General features: G+C 39.6%; 16 protein-coding genes and 2 pseudogenes. 5 read left to right on the top strand and 13 right to left on the bottom strand.

Annotation, left to right across the window (positions count from 1 at the left end; all coding sequences use genetic code 11):
- Positions 1-236: 236 nt before the first annotated feature.
- Genes IM485_RS07905 through IM485_RS07895 form a run of 3 tightly spaced genes read right to left on the bottom strand, consistent with a single transcriptional unit; the run spans position 237 to position 2,627 of the window.
- The gene (locus IM485_RS07905; protein WP_287742317.1) at positions 237-1,085 is read right to left on the bottom strand and encodes an ADP-ribosylglycohydrolase family protein; all 849 of its coding nucleotides are present in this window, start codon (positions 1,083-1,085) and stop codon (positions 237-239) included.
- Positions 1,086-1,093: 8 nt separating this feature from the next.
- The gene (locus tag IM485_RS07900) at positions 1,094-1,855 is read right to left on the bottom strand and encodes a helix-turn-helix domain-containing protein (RefSeq protein WP_287742315.1); all 762 of its coding nucleotides are present in this window, start codon (positions 1,853-1,855) and stop codon (positions 1,094-1,096) included.
- Positions 1,856-1,880: 25 nt separating this feature from the next.
- A complete protein-coding gene (locus IM485_RS07895; protein ID WP_104397382.1) occupies positions 1,881-2,627 on the bottom strand; it encodes a pseudouridine synthase in 747 nt (248 codons plus the stop codon).
- 334 nt (positions 2,628-2,961) lie between these two features.
- Between IM485_RS07895 and IM485_RS07890 the strand changes: the two are divergent.
- Positions 2,962-3,202 (top strand): annotated as a pseudogene (locus IM485_RS07890) (transposase); the annotation flags it as partial.
- A gap of 233 nt (positions 3,203-3,435) precedes the next feature.
- Here IM485_RS07890 and IM485_RS07885 read toward each other — a convergent pair.
- Positions 3,436-3,845, bottom strand: a pseudogene (locus tag IM485_RS07885) (hypothetical protein).
- 402 nt (positions 3,846-4,247) lie between these two features.
- On the opposite strand from IM485_RS07885, the gene IM485_RS07880 reads away from it, so the two are divergent.
- Positions 4,248-5,177: a DUF1350 family protein gene (locus tag IM485_RS07880; RefSeq protein WP_287742314.1), complete on the top strand. Its 930-nt coding sequence runs from the start codon at positions 4,248-4,250 to the stop codon at positions 5,175-5,177.
- Here IM485_RS07880 and IM485_RS07875 read toward each other — a convergent pair.
- The 6 genes from IM485_RS07875 to bchL form a co-directional block, all read right to left on the bottom strand.
- Positions 5,174-5,977: a nucleoside phosphorylase gene (locus tag IM485_RS07875; RefSeq protein WP_287742312.1), complete on the bottom strand. Its 804-nt coding sequence runs from the start codon at positions 5,975-5,977 to the stop codon at positions 5,174-5,176. The two genes, IM485_RS07880 and IM485_RS07875, sit on opposite strands and share 4 nt — an antisense overlap.
- Positions 5,978-6,088: 111 nt before the next feature.
- The gene (locus IM485_RS07870) at positions 6,089-6,733 is read right to left on the bottom strand and encodes an RloB family protein (protein ID WP_287742310.1); all 645 of its coding nucleotides are present in this window, start codon (positions 6,731-6,733) and stop codon (positions 6,089-6,091) included.
- Between the two features lies 1 nt (position 6,734).
- Positions 6,735-8,030, bottom strand: coding sequence for an AAA family ATPase (locus tag IM485_RS07865; protein ID WP_287742308.1), 1,296 nt, complete (start codon positions 8,028-8,030; stop codon positions 6,735-6,737).
- Between the two features lie 170 nt (positions 8,031-8,200).
- A complete protein-coding gene (locus IM485_RS07860; RefSeq protein ID WP_194013365.1) occupies positions 8,201-9,601 on the bottom strand; it encodes a ferredoxin:protochlorophyllide reductase (ATP-dependent) subunit N in 1,401 nt (466 codons plus the stop codon).
- Between the two features lie 16 nt (positions 9,602-9,617).
- Positions 9,618-10,382 carry a DUF5331 domain-containing protein gene (locus IM485_RS07855; protein WP_104397378.1) on the bottom strand — a complete coding sequence of 255 codons (765 nt, stop codon included), beginning with the start codon at positions 10,380-10,382 and terminating at the stop codon, positions 9,618-9,620.
- Between the two features lie 228 nt (positions 10,383-10,610).
- Complete coding sequence (gene bchL, locus IM485_RS07850) at positions 10,611-11,480, bottom strand: ferredoxin:protochlorophyllide reductase (ATP-dependent) iron-sulfur ATP-binding protein (protein WP_002773281.1); 870 nt, start codon at positions 11,478-11,480, stop codon at positions 10,611-10,613.
- A 460-nt stretch (positions 11,481-11,940) separates the two neighbouring features.
- Between bchL and IM485_RS07845 the strand changes: the two genes are divergently transcribed.
- Both IM485_RS07845 and IM485_RS07840 read left to right on the top strand, forming a co-directional pair.
- Positions 11,941-12,786: a hypothetical protein gene (locus IM485_RS07845; RefSeq protein ID WP_104397376.1), complete on the top strand. Its 846-nt coding sequence runs from the start codon at positions 11,941-11,943 to the stop codon at positions 12,784-12,786.
- 4 nt (positions 12,787-12,790) lie between these two features.
- Positions 12,791-12,976: a hypothetical protein gene (locus tag IM485_RS07840; protein ID WP_104397375.1), complete on the top strand. Its 186-nt coding sequence runs from the start codon at positions 12,791-12,793 to the stop codon at positions 12,974-12,976.
- A gap of 395 nt (positions 12,977-13,371) precedes the next feature.
- On the opposite strand, the gene IM485_RS07835 is transcribed toward IM485_RS07840, so the two are convergent.
- The 3 genes from IM485_RS07835 to IM485_RS07825 all read right to left on the bottom strand — a co-directional run bounded on the left by IM485_RS07835 (position 13,372) and on the right by IM485_RS07825 (position 15,473).
- Positions 13,372-14,580: a 4-hydroxy-3-methylbut-2-enyl diphosphate reductase gene (locus tag IM485_RS07835; protein ID WP_287742306.1), complete on the bottom strand. Its 1,209-nt coding sequence runs from the start codon at positions 14,578-14,580 to the stop codon at positions 13,372-13,374.
- A gap of 94 nt (positions 14,581-14,674) precedes the next feature.
- Positions 14,675-15,148 (bottom strand): CRR6 family NdhI maturation factor, encoded by a 474-nt coding sequence (locus IM485_RS07830; RefSeq protein WP_104397373.1) that lies wholly within the window; start codon positions 15,146-15,148, stop codon positions 14,675-14,677.
- Positions 15,149-15,320: 172 nt separating this feature from the next.
- A complete protein-coding gene (locus IM485_RS07825) occupies positions 15,321-15,473 on the bottom strand; it encodes a hypothetical protein (protein WP_158524803.1) in 153 nt (50 codons plus the stop codon).
- A 421-nt stretch (positions 15,474-15,894) separates the two neighbouring features.
- On the opposite strand from IM485_RS07825, the gene IM485_RS07820 reads away from it, so the two are divergent.
- Positions 15,895-16,074 (top strand): hypothetical protein, encoded by a 180-nt coding sequence (locus IM485_RS07820; RefSeq protein WP_194013375.1) that lies wholly within the window; start codon positions 15,895-15,897, stop codon positions 16,072-16,074.
- Positions 16,075-16,416: the final 342 nt, after the last annotated feature.

The raw sequence follows: 16,416 nt of genomic DNA, 5'->3' as shown, positions 1-16,416 counted from the left end.
CTCCAAGCAGTGTCATAACTGATCCCTTTTTTCTTAGCATAATCTGATAGTTTCATGTGAACTGCAACGTAAACTTGTACTAACCATATTAGCAGTTGTTTGCAGTCATTTGCATATATTTTTTACAAAACTTTACAATACCAAATTAGGTTATTAAGAACTGATTATTTATTCTCCCTATTGCCTTTTGCCTCTTGCCTTTTGCCTATCCTAACCAAGAAGTTAATTTTGCACGACTACTTATCTTGAGAGACCAATTTTAAGCTAGGACGGGGTTGCAAAGTTCCCCCGTAAGCGACGGCAGTATGAGGAGATAGGACAAGATGAGGAGATATACCCAGGGAAATTCGATAGATTTCCTCAGCTTTATCAATTAATTGCTGTTTAACTGACTCTTTCGGCAAATTTTGCCGCCAAGCTAGGGGAATCCCCTCGATACCGTTGTACAATCCCGCCCAAATCCCCGCTAAAGTGGTGGTTAATTGCCGTTGATAGGGACTAGAATTAGCGCGACGCACGCTAACTGCGAAATCCTCGGTCGTTTGCAGAAAGGTATAGAGAGAAGCTGCGATCGCAATTCCCAAAGGTGAGCTATCTTTCACCCAAGCCGATAAAATGAACTCTAAGGGATGATTCTGCCCTAAAGCTGACTGAATCTGCTCTAATAGCTTATTCTTGGGGTTAATAGTTAGTAATTGCCCCATTAACTGATTTAAAGGCCTTTTTCCCTGTAATAACAGACCTACCGCCTCTCCCCAAATTATCGCTTCTTGTCGGGTTAACTCGGAAATTAAGCCCTTTTTCAGCCAAAAATTTAATCTAGCTTGCCAACGTTCCCCATGGTCAGGCCAGGTTAAAATCTCCGGCAGTAGCACAAATAATAACGCCGATTCCGACTGCTGCCTAGATGCGATCGCAATGGGCAAATCTTCCTGAGATTGCAGAGCTTGCAAAAGCAGGGTCGTCCTCGGTGTAGCCTCATAGTTAAAGGCTGGTATTAGGGGTTGATTATGCAAGGATTCCCCAATATATGCCCCGATTAACCCTCCCTGAAGGCGATCGAGGGGTGAAAAAACCTTTTGCATAAATTAGCTCAATTTGCCCGGTAGGTGACTTCCCCGACTTTGCCCGGTTGCCCCAGTTGTTGAGCATGGGCATTATTAACGGCAACGTAAACCCCGCCAGCATTACCTGCCCTCACGGTTAATTCCCGGTTTGCTTGCCAAGTGCGATGGGTTCCCTGGGGCAGCACACCCTCAAATTCTGTCTTGCCATCCACCACCACCCGCAGCCAGCAGTCATCCTCCAGTTTTACCCTCACCACCAGCTGCTGATTATTGCTGGTTTTGTTGGCTACCGGTTGAAGGGGATTGCTTTTCGGTTGGACAATTTGCTGTTGTGGCAAGGAAGGCGGCGGTAAGCGATTCGATTGCAGTACCGATTTTTGCAGGACGTGGGATAGGGTTTGTACGGAACCAATAACTAGGATTAAATAGAGAAAATAGAGATGAATCGGGCGAATTTGAAGACTCGGCAGCGATAAAGACGGTTTTGTTCCCCTAAAAAAGTTATTTACCTTGGTGGGAAAACGCCGGCTAATCGTCTCACCATCCAGGGACAGACTATCGGCAAATTGTTTGATTAACCAACGAATATAAATCGGTTCGGGCAATGACTCCAAATCCCCCGCTTCCAACGCTTCTAGGCGATGGCGCGGGATTAAGGTTTTCTGGGCAATTTCCTCGAGAGAAAGGGACTGTTCTAGGCGATTTTTTTGCAAATAAACGCCGATTTCCAGTAATTTGGTTCGCTGTTTATGCTGGGGATCGAGTTGTGATTGGAGAAGGCGAAACATATCGCTATTAGGGCTGACTTTCAGCTTAGTTAATCTGGTTCTTTAAATATTTCAGTTCATCAAGGGTTAAAAAACGGTAATCACCCAAGGGTAAGGGGGAATTATTACCAGAGTTTAGTTGAATAGGACCGATAGCACTGCGATGAAGTTTCAGGACGTGATAACCTAATTCTTCAGCTACAGAGCGAATCTGCCGATTTCTTCCCTCCACTAAAATAACTTCTAGTAGGGTTTTTTGGTCGGTTTGCTTGAGTATCTCAACCTGTGCGGGTAAGGTTTTTTTTCCCTCTAAGAGGATACCTTCTCGCCAACGCTGGAGAGCAAGTCTATCAATCGCACCATCTAGCCAAACCCGATAGGTTTTGGGCAAATGATAACGGGGATGGGTGAGGGTGAGGGTGAGTTGACCGTCGTTGGTGAGGAGTAACGCCCCAGTGGTGTTGATGTCCAACCTGCCTACGGGATGTAACCCCGTCTCGCTGGCGAGGGAGTCGGGCAAAAGGTCAATCACCGTCGGCCGGTTTTGCGGATCCTTACAGGTAGAAACCACACCAATGGGTTTGTTGACCAGTATATACAATCTTTGGGGACGATTGGCCGGTTCAATTTTTTTTCCGTCTATCTCTAGATGATCTTTTTCTGGGTCGGCTTTTTCTCCTAACTGCACGATTTTGCCATTCCGTCTCACCCGGCCGGCCACGATCATCTCCTCCGCCCTTCTTCGGGAGGCAATTCCCCACTGGGCAAGGATTTTCTGGACTCTCTCCGCCATTTTTTTTAGTTTTTAACCCTTTCTATCTCCTATTATAGGCATCCTAAAAGGGTTTTTTTCGCCCAAAAAGTGAAGAAAAACCGAATATCTTCAGCTGCCTCTTTGATTTTTTGGCGTTGCTGAATCAAGGTATGAATGACAACCTTGCACCCATCCAAAAGTTAGTTTGGGTCTAGGTTTTAAAAATCCCAGGTGGTGATTCGGTAGTAGTGATGGCGGCTTAATCCTTTGCTTTGCCGTGCATTGTAGTCATGGATAAAATACCAAACAGCTCCAACGTGATTCTCCATTTTTTTAGAGAAAGATAGACTCTCTCTCACCAGCCGAGAAATCCTTTTCAGTATTAATTATGGATAATGCACCAATTCATCGGAAGACAGTCATTAAACAACGGCTCGGCTGAGCTCGCCGAACGCCTGGTAGAAGAAGCAGGTCATCAGGTAGTGTTTTTGCCAAAATACTCTACTGATTTAAATGATATCGAACATGATTTTAGTGCATTAAAGAGGGCAAGAATGTATGCTCCTGTGGGGACCCCCCTTGATGAAATTATTCGTACTTATTATGTCGCCTAGTGTCTCGTTCTTATTTGAAATAACTATATTTATCAGAAAAGTCATGATCAAGCTAGAGGTTTAAAGACTGATTCGAGCCAATTATTTTTATTAATAAATATTTTACACAATTCATACCAGGTAAGCAAGAGGGCTACGCCACTACTACCAAATCATTACCCAAAAGAGAAGTTTAAGAACTTAAGCAGAACGTAACCGTTCAGGGGTAGGGGTTTGGGGGGAATCACTTTGATTTAAGAATCGGAACAATTTTGACAAAATTTATCCAGTCCCTGATCTAGAATGTAAACAGCAACGATAGCCGATAAAATTTCTGCAACTTGCGGAGGACATATCAAATATCCTACAATAATATTTGTTAAAGTAGGGATAAGTGCGGGTAAATATTTTTCTCGTAAATTTTCATAATTCGGTTGAAAAATGAAATCACGACATTTATTAAAAACAATAGCAAACCAACAAAAATCAACATTATCTTCTCCCTCTTTAATACTATTACGAGGGGCAATAGATTCAGGAGCATCTGCTAAATCTCCCTCCCATTCCTCAATAACATCAAGTGCAATTAAAGCGTTCTCATTGTCTGCAAATTTAATACGGTACTGAGAAATTTTTCTGATGTTAAACGAGTTGTGTCTGACATAATATCATCCTTAAAGCCAAAACCAATTTTTTTCTATTATCTCAGCTTATTAGCTCCTAATCCCAGCAAAGCAAAAAAGCGGTTAAAGATGTCGTGAGGGCAATCCCTCGCTTTAGCTTGTCCGCAACTTTATAATCGTCTCGTCGCTAAGGGTTTTGATTTTACCGATGGCAAGTTAATCCAGTCAAGATTAGCTTAGAAGACTAAGAAGAAGCGAATTTTTGGGGATGAGAATTTACTTTTGTCAAAAATCATTACATATTCGCAACAAAATAAACTTTTTTGAGCAAATTAATGTACCATACTTAGACAAGGCGATCAATTATTTTGACCGCCGAGATTTTTAATCATTATAAGATTGTTTCCCTTATTGCAAAATTAACAATTACATACCGAACAACAATGACACCAGAATTTAAGTTTATTCCCCTGCAATTTAACTGGGTTGCTATCAATCCTAAACCGATTGGGGTCGTCTATTTTATCGGTGGTGCTTTCTTCGGCACTTTTCCCAATCTGTTCTATCGTTATCTACTCAAACAAGTCTTTGAACGGGGCTATACTATTATTGCTATTCCCTATCGTTTTACTTTTCGCCATTGGAATGTTTCCATAGAAATGGTCAAAGATTTGATTGGATTGAGAAAGGCTATTTATGAAGAAGCTAAGTTTTTAGGCTATGAAGATAACCTTAATTTGTACTTAGAGGATCCCACTGCTGGTAATCCTAATTATTTTTGGATGGGCCATAGTTTAGGGTGTAAATATATCTCCCTTTTAGAGGTTTTAAGTGATGTGGAAAACACAGAACTAGAACAGGTTTTGAGTGGTTGTGTCGGTAAAAATCAAGCCGAAGATATCCAAAAATCGCTGAATAATACCGATATTCATACCGTATCTTTGAAAAATCAACCCTCACTTTTACTGGCTCCTGTAATTGCTGGAATAGATAGTGCAATTCCCATAGCTGCTCTAGCTAAATTAGTGCAGAGTTTGGGTTTAGATGTACAGCCAAACGTGCAGGAAACCCGTTGTTTAATTAGCAATAGTAAGCTATTTAGACTCTTGGAAATTATCGCCTTTGCTAAGGATCTACAGGCTAAAGATACGGTAGTCTGGTTCATTAAAGAACTAAGTCAACAACTCTTAAAACCAGTAGTTCCCTTAGCCAATCGCACCCATCTAGCACCCCTTGGCTGGCGCAATGGCGACCAAGAATTAGCAGATAATGTGATTAAATCAATTCAAGAATTACGCGCTAAACTTATCTCGTGTTATCCCGAAAGTCAGGAAAAAGAGGAAGTCTTAATGAAAATGATTTCTGAACATTAATCAATCGAGGATAGGGAGAGGTTGCTAACGGTCAATATTGCCACCTGAATCGCTTTTTCGATGGCTTGTTGTTTGCTTTCTAAACTAATCCCTTCCTCTTTGCTTCTTTCGGCAATCACAGCACAAATACAAGCGGCAGTAAATCCATAAACCCCCGCCATTTTAAATAAAGTTCCCGCTTCCATTTCATAATTGAGAATATTTAAACGTCGATATTCTTCCGTAATTCCTTCTAAATGGCGCTGAAGATAAGGATTAGCAGAAGACACAATTCTTTCCTGTCCTTCATAAAAACTATCCACAGAAGCGGCAATACCTACATGATAATTTACTCCCAAAAATTGAGCCGATTTGACTAGAGCAACTGTCAAAAAAGGATCCGCCACTGCGGGATATTCTGGAGGAGCAATATCATTAGCTGCACCTTGCCTACATAAAGCCGCTTGGGAGATAATAATATCACCAATTTTTATTCTATTTTGAATTGCGCCACAAGTACCAATACGAATAATAGTTTTAATTCCCACCTGTATTAATTCATTAACCACAATACTCAAAGATGGCGCACCCATGCCACTGGTAGCCAGAAGGATTGGGGTAGAATTATCTAGATAGCCAAGATAACTATTTAATCCGCGATAATCCGATAGTAAACGTGCATTTTGTAAATAAGTTTCAGCAATATAGCGTGAGCGTTCTGGTTCCCCCGATAATAGGGTGATAGTCGGTTTTACTGTGCCTAAATCCTCACTGCTAAAGTTGAGATGATAGGGTTTTTGGTGAGATAAGTTATTGGACATTTAAATCAAATTAAGAGCAGTTACTTTGGTTAAATAGGCTTTTAGTTATTATAACAACTTTAGGTTTAAATTAAAATTAAATATTTAATTATTGACAAAATAGAATCAAGCTTAAGGACGACTATTGATATTAAGTTCTTGCACTAATTCCTGTACTGTGGTTGAGGGATTGGCATCAAAAGGATGTTTTTTTGCTTCATCTCTATCTTGAATAAGTTTTGCTGCATTAGTTATTGCTGTTGTCTGGTATGGCTTTAATTTTTCGTACATATCCTCTCGATTTTTTTTATATTTTTCTTTCTTGTTTAATAATCCATACTTTTGCATCTGTTTAGTTAAAATTGTTAGGTATTTACTTCGGGATGTCGCAATATCCAGATATTGAAAGTGTAAAATAAACCAAATTTCAAAAGCTTCATTAGAATAGGCAATCTTGATATTTTTTTGTTTAGCAAGTCTTTCCGCTTGATTAAATTGCTCTTTAGAACAGTTATCTTTATCAAAAACACACCAGATTTGATCAAATGAGTCATCTTGTTTTAGATTATCTATAATCTGAATAGCTTTGTTGACTAAACTCAAGCTATTTTTACCTTCACCTCGCACCGTAACTTCAATTTTCTTAGGAACATCAAAAGCCTTAAAATAGTTAACTTCAGTTTTTTCTCCCTCGCAAACAATTAAAAATTTTTTTCTTGTTTCTCTAGTCTTAATTTGGCGACGCAAATAATCAGAAGTATTCCTGTTGTTACTCATACTAATTACCAATAATTGTACTTAAATCACCAATAAAAGGTATTGCGCCATAACGACCTTGAATATAATCTTTGTCAAAGGTATTATTATTAATATCAGCAAATTCCACCAAAGAATATAAATCTGTTGCTCCTTGATGATTTTTTTCGGTAAACCAAATTTGATCCCTCCTTAAAAATTTATGACTAAGTAAATTAATATCGTGAGTGGTAAAAATAAGTTGAGCATTTTTGGGATTAGTTTTCTGAGAATTAAATAATTCGATTATACTTCTAGTCATTAAAGGATGAAGTCTGGCATCCAATTCATCAATTACTAAAACTTCCCCTCTTTGCAAAGTGTCTAAAATCGGTGCTGACAGAACCAAAATCTTTTTAGTTCCATCAGATTCATGTTTTTCCATATCAAAAATTTCTAACTCAATCATTTTACCTGTTGAGTCATACTTTGGATGATAGGTTCTTATGGTGGTTTTTATGGTAGCGGACTTTATTTCACCGCTAGAGTGACTGATGATATTTCTGACAACATCCGGTAAATCTTGCAGGAGACTGTCTGAGGAAATTTTTCTGCTTTCTATTTCTAGATTGTCAATACTTAAATCTAATTTTTTAATTAACTTAGTCACATCATCAATCAAGTCTTGTCTATTAGAAAGATGCTCAAGCGTAATCGCTTTTAATGAGTCCATATCTAAATAAGACACAACACCTAAGTGACTAAACCAAGAGACAATTTCCACCGCTAGAGAATTATTAAATTGAGCCGCTAGTGATAAAAACAGAGTATTTTTTTTGGTCAATCCTCTTAGTATATTACCTTGTTCAATATTTTTGCTATATTCTATTTTATCGTCTTGCCGATTAAAAATTTTAGTTTCACGACTTCTGGGCGTACAAAATAACCATTCGGAAACTACTCGCTTTTGAGTTACTTCAAATCCATATCTATAAGTTTTATTTTTTAGCTGAAAAACTACTTCAAAAAAGGATGGTTTATCAACAGTTTCGGTACTTAATCTAAAGGGTTCCACATCTATTTTGTCAGTGATTTGTAATTTTGCAGAATCCATGACAAACCATCGCACAAAATTGAATGCCAGAATTAAATTACTCTTACCACTGGCATTTGCTCCATAAATAGCGGCACTTTTAAGTAAACTAAATTGTTGATTAACCTTAAAAACATTATTTTTATCAAGCTCATCATTACCACAGGCATCCTCCGCAGCTACCATGCTGAGAGTGACTACATCTTTAAAAGAGCGATAATTGCCGACACTAAATCCGATGAGCATTGCATATTAACCCTAACAGTCTCTAAGGAATAAAGGAGACGATACTTTTATTTTATGCACTTGTTGAGCATTTGAACAAGAATTGTCCTCAGAATCGGCAAACAATCACAGGAAAAAAGGTAAGGAATTGATTTTCCTTACCTGATGATTGTAGCCTTTTGAAAACAAATTTACACTTTTGCTGACTCTTTAACTAACTTATCCCAACCCAATTCCTTGAGGTTATTGTTGCGACGCAGGGGACGAGTAGCTAATTCTAAAATATCTCGCGCATTGGTAAAACCATGAATTTGAGCAAAAGTAAATTCTACTGACCATTTAGTGTTAATTCCCCGCGCTTCTAAGGGATTTGCATGGGCCATTCCTGTAATAACTAAATCGGGTTTTAAGTCGTAAATGCGCTGAATCTGATTGTAGTTATCAGGTTTTTCAATAATTTTCGGGATGGGAACACCCATATCATTACAGGTTTTTTCTAGTAATGCTAATTCGGCCGCTTGGTAGCGTTTATCCATGTAGGGAATACCGATTTCATCACAAGTCATCCCGCAACGAATTAGGAAACGTGCCAGAGAAATTTCTAGTAAATTATCCCCCATAAAGAAGACCGATTTACCGCGCACAAGTTGCAGATAATCCTCTAAACTTTCCCAAATTTTTGCCTCTCTTTCTTCTAATCCCTGCGGTTGTACTCCCAAAACAGAACAGATTTTTTCTATCCAAGCGCGGGTTCCATCCGGACCGATGGGAAAGGGTGCGCCAATTAATTTACACTTACGACGACGCATTAAAGTGGTGGCAGTTCGTGATAGAAAAGGATTGACACCAGCGACATAATAACCTTCTTCAATTACTGGTAATTCAGTAAACCGTTTGGCCGGCAACCAACCATCAATTTTAACTCCTTGTTTTTTCAATTCTAGGGTTAAATTGGTCACAATTGGGTCGGGAACGGAACCAAATAAAACTAAAGGAGGATGGTCTTTATATTCCGATTCTTCCTGTTTAATTTCTTCCTTTTTACGTCCAAAAGTTAAGAGTTTCTGGATGGCATTCCGTTCTTCTTTTTCATCTTCGTGCTTAACTTTTTCGGGACATTTATGCACCATGGAAGCGAGGACGGTATCTTCCCCTTGGGTAAAAGCATAATCTAAACCATTAGCGCGCGCTGTCACGATAGGAATACCGATTTCTGACTCTAGTTTCGGTGCTAATCCTTCTAAGTCCATTTTGATAATTTCGGTGGTACAAGTACCAATAAAAACGATAACGCTAGGGTTTCTATCTCGTTTAATTTGTAAGCAGAGGCGTTTTAATTCTTCGTAGTCTTTTAGTTGAGCGGAAATATCCCCTTCTTCTAATTCAGCCATAGCATAACGTGGTTCGGCGAAAATCATCACCCCCATAGCATTTTGCAGGAAGTAACCACAGGTTTTTGTGCCGATAACAAGGAAGAAACTATCTTCGATTTTTTGGTATAACCAAGCAACACAGCTAATCGGACAAAAGGTGTGATAGTTGCCGGTTTCACAATCAAATTGTAAAGCGCTCGGTTCTTGAGTGGCGGTCATGTTTTTTGGTTCTCCTTTAACTTGGTTTATTTAGGTTTTCTTGTTGTAACTCTTGGCGGATTTTTTGCAGTACAGGATCCTCAGTAGGATATAAAGAATTACTTAATTCTCTTTCTTTCTTTTCTAGTCGTTTTTTCTCAGGATCAAAATTTAATCCTAAAACTTCTAGAAGTTTGTTTCCATCGGAACTAAGCTGACAAAAGGGATACATCCACACTGATAATTGAGATTCTAAAACGGTCATTGCACCTATAATGATGTCAGCACTAGGACGTTTACCACCGTCGGGAGTTTTTCGCCACGAATCTTTAGAATCCATTAAAGACTTAATCCACGGTTGATTGTTTTGGTAGTAATCTAACCATTTATCTGGTAAGATTTTTAGCAATTCCTCAAAAATAATTACTTTGTTTTTTTCGACTGATAATTGTTTTTCTCGGAATCCGTTGAGATATTCAGTGTGCGAATTAGAAATCAGTAATTCTTTTTCCGATTTTTCCAACTCCTTTTTTTCAGAATCAAAATTTAGTCCTAAGACTTCTACCAGTCTGTCCCCATCGGAACTAAGTTGACAAAAGGGATACATCCACACTGATAACTTAGGTTCTAAGGCTGTTGCTGCCGCTATAATTATGTCAGCACTGGGACGTTTACCACCGTCGGGAGTTTTTCGCCACCAGCCTCTAGAATCCATTAAAGACTTAATCCAAGCTTGATTATTTTGGTAGTAATCTAACCATCGCCTTGGTAAGGTTGCTTTTAATTCCTCAAAGTTGCTCATTTTGTCCCCTTGACTGAATAATGATGTTTTCCCTATTAGAATTCCCAATGAGAGGAAAAAATGATCATTATCGAGTCCTCGATAAAATTCGTGGGTAGGGTGGGTTAGGCGACGATAAGTTAGACTATTAACTAATAAGTTAATTATTCGCAGTAACCCACCCAGAAAAAGAGTTTATTGGTGGTTATTGGTGGGTTACGCTGTCCCTAACCCACCCTACAAAATAATCTAAACCATCATTAGATCTAATTCCGCCTCGGCGTTAACTTTGGGTTTATCGGCATTAAGATAGAAATCCGATAATAAAGTGAATAATTCCCGGTCGGCAGATTCTTTGGGAATAACTCCTTCTGGTTTGGCTAAAATCTGATCGGCAATGTTGAGATAATAGTCACAAACATAACTTAACATCGGATCCTTGTCGGCCATTTCAAAGAGAGTTTGACCTTTAACTCTGGAGACGCGAATATCTTCAATTAAGGGTAAAACTTCTAACACTGGCATGGGAACATGATCTACATATTTATTAATTAAATCGCGTTTTGAGGTGCGATTACCAATTAATCCGGCTAGTCGCAGGGGATGGGTGCGCGCTTTTTCTCGGACGGAAGCGGCGATGCGATTGGCGGCAAAAAGAGCATCAAAGCCGTTATCTGTGACAATTATGCAGTAATCGGCGTAATTTAAGGGTGCGGCAAATCCTCCACAGACCACATCCCCCAAAACATCGAACAAAATCACGTCAAATTCATCAAAAGCGTTCAATTCTTTTAATAATTTCACCGTTTCCCCGACGACGTAACCGCCACAACCGGCACCGGCCGGGGGGCCACCCGCTTCCACGCATTTGACGCCACCGTAACCGTCATAGATAACGTCTTCGGGCCAGATGTCTTCGTAGTGAAAATCTTTTTCTTGCAGAGTATCGATGATTGTGGGAATCAGAAAGCCTGTCAGGGTGAAGGTGCTATCATGCTTGGGGTCACAGCCTATTTGTAGGACTTTTTTGCCTCTTTTGGCTAAAGCGGCCGAAATATTACAGCTTGTTGTCGATTTACCGATGCCACCTTTTCCGTAGACTGCGAGTGTTAAAGGCATGGAAGTTCTCCTAAATTTGCGCTTGAATGGTGAGTTTGTTTATCAGTGCTTCGATCGCAATTATTGACCATCTCCCCGCCCCTTGGCAAGAGGCTCAATTTTTATCTGCTATAGCTAGAGTGAGATTAAAAGCGTAAAAATCAGAAAAATAATTTTTTAGAGCTTATAAAGTCTCTGAAATTGATAAAAACTTATAAAAACAGCTTTGTTTATATATTTACTTTAAATACAAACAATAAACAAAAAACCGCCAAAGCTTTACAAAAACTCGATAAACAGGGTTTTACCGTGCCAAACCCAGACAAAAAAGGTCAAGATAGAGGCAGTCTAGAGACTGATGTCAGATTTTCGTGAATAATCATTACAATTTTCCCGGTCAGCAGATTAAATAAATCGATCCTGAGAAGGATGCTGAAAAAAGCTGTAGTACAATTAGAACAAAGTACCTGTAGGGTTTCCTATGCGAGTTAAGCAAAAAACGCTGACTACACTCTTGTTAGAGAATAAGGCTCCTAAATATCGACCTTTTCTGGGTTTTTTTCTCACTGGGGTTCCCTTGCTCTTTTTAGCCTATGTGGTTTATTTCCAGCGTGCTTATCTCGACTGCATTCGGTTAGGTACAAAAAGGATAGATTGTCAATATGTCCAAGAGTATAATTTTCCTGTTTCTAGTCGGGAAAATTTTTCTTTAACTCACATTAAAGCTACGGCTGTCTATCAGGAAGTTTTTATCAGTGTTGAGCAGGAAAAAACTGTTAATAACACGGTTTTATTGGTCGGAAGAAATAACCATCTCTACATCGAGAATTTTCGGGATGTGCAGTCAGCTAGTGATTTTAAAACCCGATTTGAGAGTTTTGTGAATAGATATCAAGCTCAGGAAATTATTGCCAAAAGTCCCCTAGATACCTTGTCAGCACTGCTAGAACACCACCATAATTATCCCTATTATCTCTGGGGTATGTTATGCTTATTGTCAGGTCTATTGTTACTTTATGATGCCAGCTATTGGGAGATTTATATCTTTAATCAAGGTACCGCTACCCTAACCCGTAGGCGACAACATTTAACTTTTAGAAGTGAAAGTGATTATCTTCTAGAGAGAATTGTTGAGGCAAAGGTAGAAGATTACAAAGGCTTTTTGGGGTCTAATTACCGACGGATTATTTTAACCTTATCCAACGGGGAAAAAATTATTCTGAATCGCCGTTTACTGAAATCTATCAGTAACGGAAAAAGGGAAGAAAAAATCCTGGCAATGATTGCCGAAAAGTTAAACTTAACTCAAGAGGAAGTGTTAATCTAAGTAAATGCGCTCAAATTCTAGCTACTTAAAGTCTCTTTTTCTCGGTTTCCTATTAGTGACCGTGTTAGTTTATATATTGCGCGGCATGGGAATATTATCTTTTTTACCAGGAGGATTAATTTTGTTATTAATTCTCTCTTCCGTGGTGACGGGAATTATCTACGGAATCGATAAAACCCGCCGTTTTTAGGAAAATATTGGCTCTTACGAGAAGAGCCGAACGGTTCTAACGTCAATGTCAAGATTGCGGTAGTTACAGCGTTTCTCAGATAGATGAGGTTCGTTCTTGCGTCTAAAACACTTGATTAGCAAGGATTACTGTATGCTTCACCTTTACGAGAAAGGTTGTAGGGTTTGCTGAATAAATCTGATACCAAATCCCTTTTTAATAGTGTGATTAACTCTCAAGTTATGAATTGTTTCTCCCCACACCCCACACCCCACACCCCACACCCTGTCCCCATGAAAAACTTTTTCAGCAGACCCTAGTTAGTTTCTGAGCAATCCCACTCAGAAAAATATCGGCTGCATCTCCTATTTGTGCTATGAGATGCAGCCATTGCCAAAGGCTAACACCTAGGCTAATTAACTGGGGACTAAAGAAGATTTGAACGCAAAAATTTTCTCGATTACCTCTTCTACCACCTTATCAGGAGTGGAAGCACCAGAAGTCACTCCGACGACAATTTTTCCCTCATTTAACCAGTTATCGGTGATAATTAAATCGTCCCCTAAAGGTTTATGTTCGATGCGATTACCGGGGAGAATGCGCTCGGCACTATCGATATGATAGGAGGGAATGGCACGCTCGATCGCTATTTCCTGTAGGTGAGTGGTATTAGAGGAATTATAACCGCCAATTACCACCATTAAAGAAAGTGGTTCTTTCACCAGTTCAAACATGGCATCTTGACGCTCTTGAGTGGCATCACAGATGGTATTAAAACTCATGAAATGATCTTTAAAATTGATCGGTCCGTACTTTCTCAACATAGTATGCTCGAAGAGTTTGCCAATTTCCTCCGTTTCACTTTTCAGCATCGTGGTTTGATTGGCAATACCGATATAATCTAGATCGAGATCGGGATCGAAACCCTGGGAATGAGCATTTTTAAACTTCTCTAAGAACTCGTTTTTATCGCCACCGTGGAGAATATAATTAGCGACATAATTAGCTTGAGCCAAATTTAAAACGATTAGATAAGTGCCGGCAAAAGAGCTAGTGGCGATCGTTTCTTCGTGATTATATTTGCCGTGAATAATCGAAGTATGGGCGCTTTTTTTGTGCTTTTCCACGGAATTCCACACCTTAGAAACCCAGGGACAAGTGGTATCCACAATCATGCAACCCTTATCGTTAAGTATTTTCATTTCCGAGACACTGGCCCCAAAAGCAGGTAAAATCACCACATCCCCCGATTCCACCACACTAAAGTCTTTTTGGCCATTTTCCACCGGAATAAAACCCACGGCCATGGAGCGCAGACGCTGATTAACCGAGGGATTGTGAATAATTTCGTTAGTAATCCAGAGACGTTCCTGGGGAAAATGTTGACGAGTTTCGTAGGCCATAGCGACAGCGCGTTCTACCCCCCAACAAAAACCAAAAGCTTGAGCGAGATAGATTGTCACGTCACCCCGTTGTAAATGATAATTATTTTCACGAATTTTTTGGATCAGGTCGCTTTGATACTCATTGGTCATCGCATCCATTACTTCCTCTTTATGACCGAATCCCTTGCGGTTATAGTTATCCGATTGCTGTAGGGTACGTTTAAAGGATTTTGTATCCATGATTCTCTGATAGGGGTATTGGTGGCGCTAAATTGGGTGAGACAGTAGCTTGTCATATATTAAACATACCTTATCTAGTCGGCGCGGGAGGCTTTTAGAGACTAGAGAGAAATTCCTTGTCGATATCGTAACCAAACTGTTGAGCGAAAAATTTTAAGCGAGATAAAGCAGGAATTTGCTGACTTTTCAGCCAATCAGACAAAATAAAGAGTTTTTGCATCACAAAAATCTCCAAAGCTTCGGGATTATATTGAATTCCTTCCCCGCGATGGAATTGATGGGGGACTAACATAGCAGCATAACGGGCGATTTCTCCCTGTTTTGGGTCAAGAATAAAGATTAGCCAGGGATAAACCGCATCTAAACGCAGAAACCACAGCCTGACTTCTGGTATCTCTGATAATTCCCGCATATCACCCTCCGCACGAGGATAATCTATCTCTAATTGTAGAGCTTGTTCCAGTTCTGCGATCGCTGCTCGCGACTGATAATCTTGAATAATAGTCTCTAAAGATGAGAGATCGAGATTTTGGATTTGATTGGGGTTAAGAGCGATTTTGACAGTCATAGGGGCAAATAAAAGGTTATATCGGGCGAAATTACTGTTTTTTATCCCTAGATCGACAATGATCTATCTCAGAAAATACTCTCGATCGGGACAAAAAAACTAAGTATGACTATTCTCTCACTCCGGAGCGAGAGAGGGAAACTGGACTAAAATCGCCAAGGTTGGATTTCTCCTACAATTTAATCTCCCTTGCACACCGGGGTTTTTTAGATTGATAACTATTAGGGTGATATTGTCCTCGTTTGCTCATCAGTTCCGCTTGACAAAGAGCTAATCGATGACTAATTACTATGGTTATTTTATCGGTGGCCAAAGTGCGAAACATTTGCTAGATTTCCTATTCTCCATTGGCAGCAAGGGAGCCAGTCTTTCATTCAAAAATGAGCCATGCTAAGGATAATTATTCTAGAGAATTTAACCCTTTTTTCCTTAACTTAATTAATGTAATGGCAATCAATCAGGATTATCAAAGAGAGTGATGTCGGGGAAATTAGCTACTTTATCAATTACTTTACCCCAGACAAATCCTCAAACTAGATCGCACAAAGAAGCAAAGAGTCAACTGGTAATCGTGGTGAGGGAATCGGGAAACAAGCTAAGGAATATTAATCCGCTCACACTTGCGACTACATTTAAAACAAACAAAGGTTGAGTCTTCTCTGACGAATAATACAGATTATTACATTCTCCCGCACTCGAACCAGGGATAAAGGTACAATAGAAGTGTAGGGTTCTGGAGGGTTGCTATGTTTACACACAACTTAGATGACAGAAAACTGCCCCTCGATCGAGAAGGGAAAACTCTGCAAAAACTCACCTATCGTTCACCGAAAATCCACCACCTTGATCGCCCCAGCAATTTGTCAACGGTAGGGAATTCAAGGATTGTGGGATTTAGAAGGAAAATTTGCCCTCGTTATTCTTGATAGAAGTCCTGCGGCAACATTTCCTAGGCATTGCTGATGTCAAAAGTGGCAGTCGCATCAGCAGTTCCCTAGCTGTGATCCCGTGGTTGCCACCAAGCAACTGAAGTAAGACGGGGATATCATCCCAGAGGGGGAAGAGAAACCAGACTAAAATCCCCGGGGTTGGATTTCTCCCACAATTTAACCCCCTCTACACACGGGTAGGGTTGATTCATTTCAATTAAGTACAGCTGATGTTGAGTCAATAAATTTGACCGAAGATTCTCAAGTTTATCTTTTTCTAATCAAAAGAGTTAGTCACAATAACTAATATTTAATCCTCTGCCAATATTTATTATGAAT

The organism is Microcystis sp. M169S2, assembly GCF_020245865.1.
In the GTDB taxonomy this organism is placed as follows: domain Bacteria; phylum Cyanobacteriota; class Cyanobacteriia; order Cyanobacteriales; family Microcystaceae; genus Microcystis; species Microcystis ichthyoblabe_A.
The sequence above is the reverse complement of the archived record's forward strand: the minus strand, read 5'-3'. Positions and strand labels throughout refer to the sequence as shown.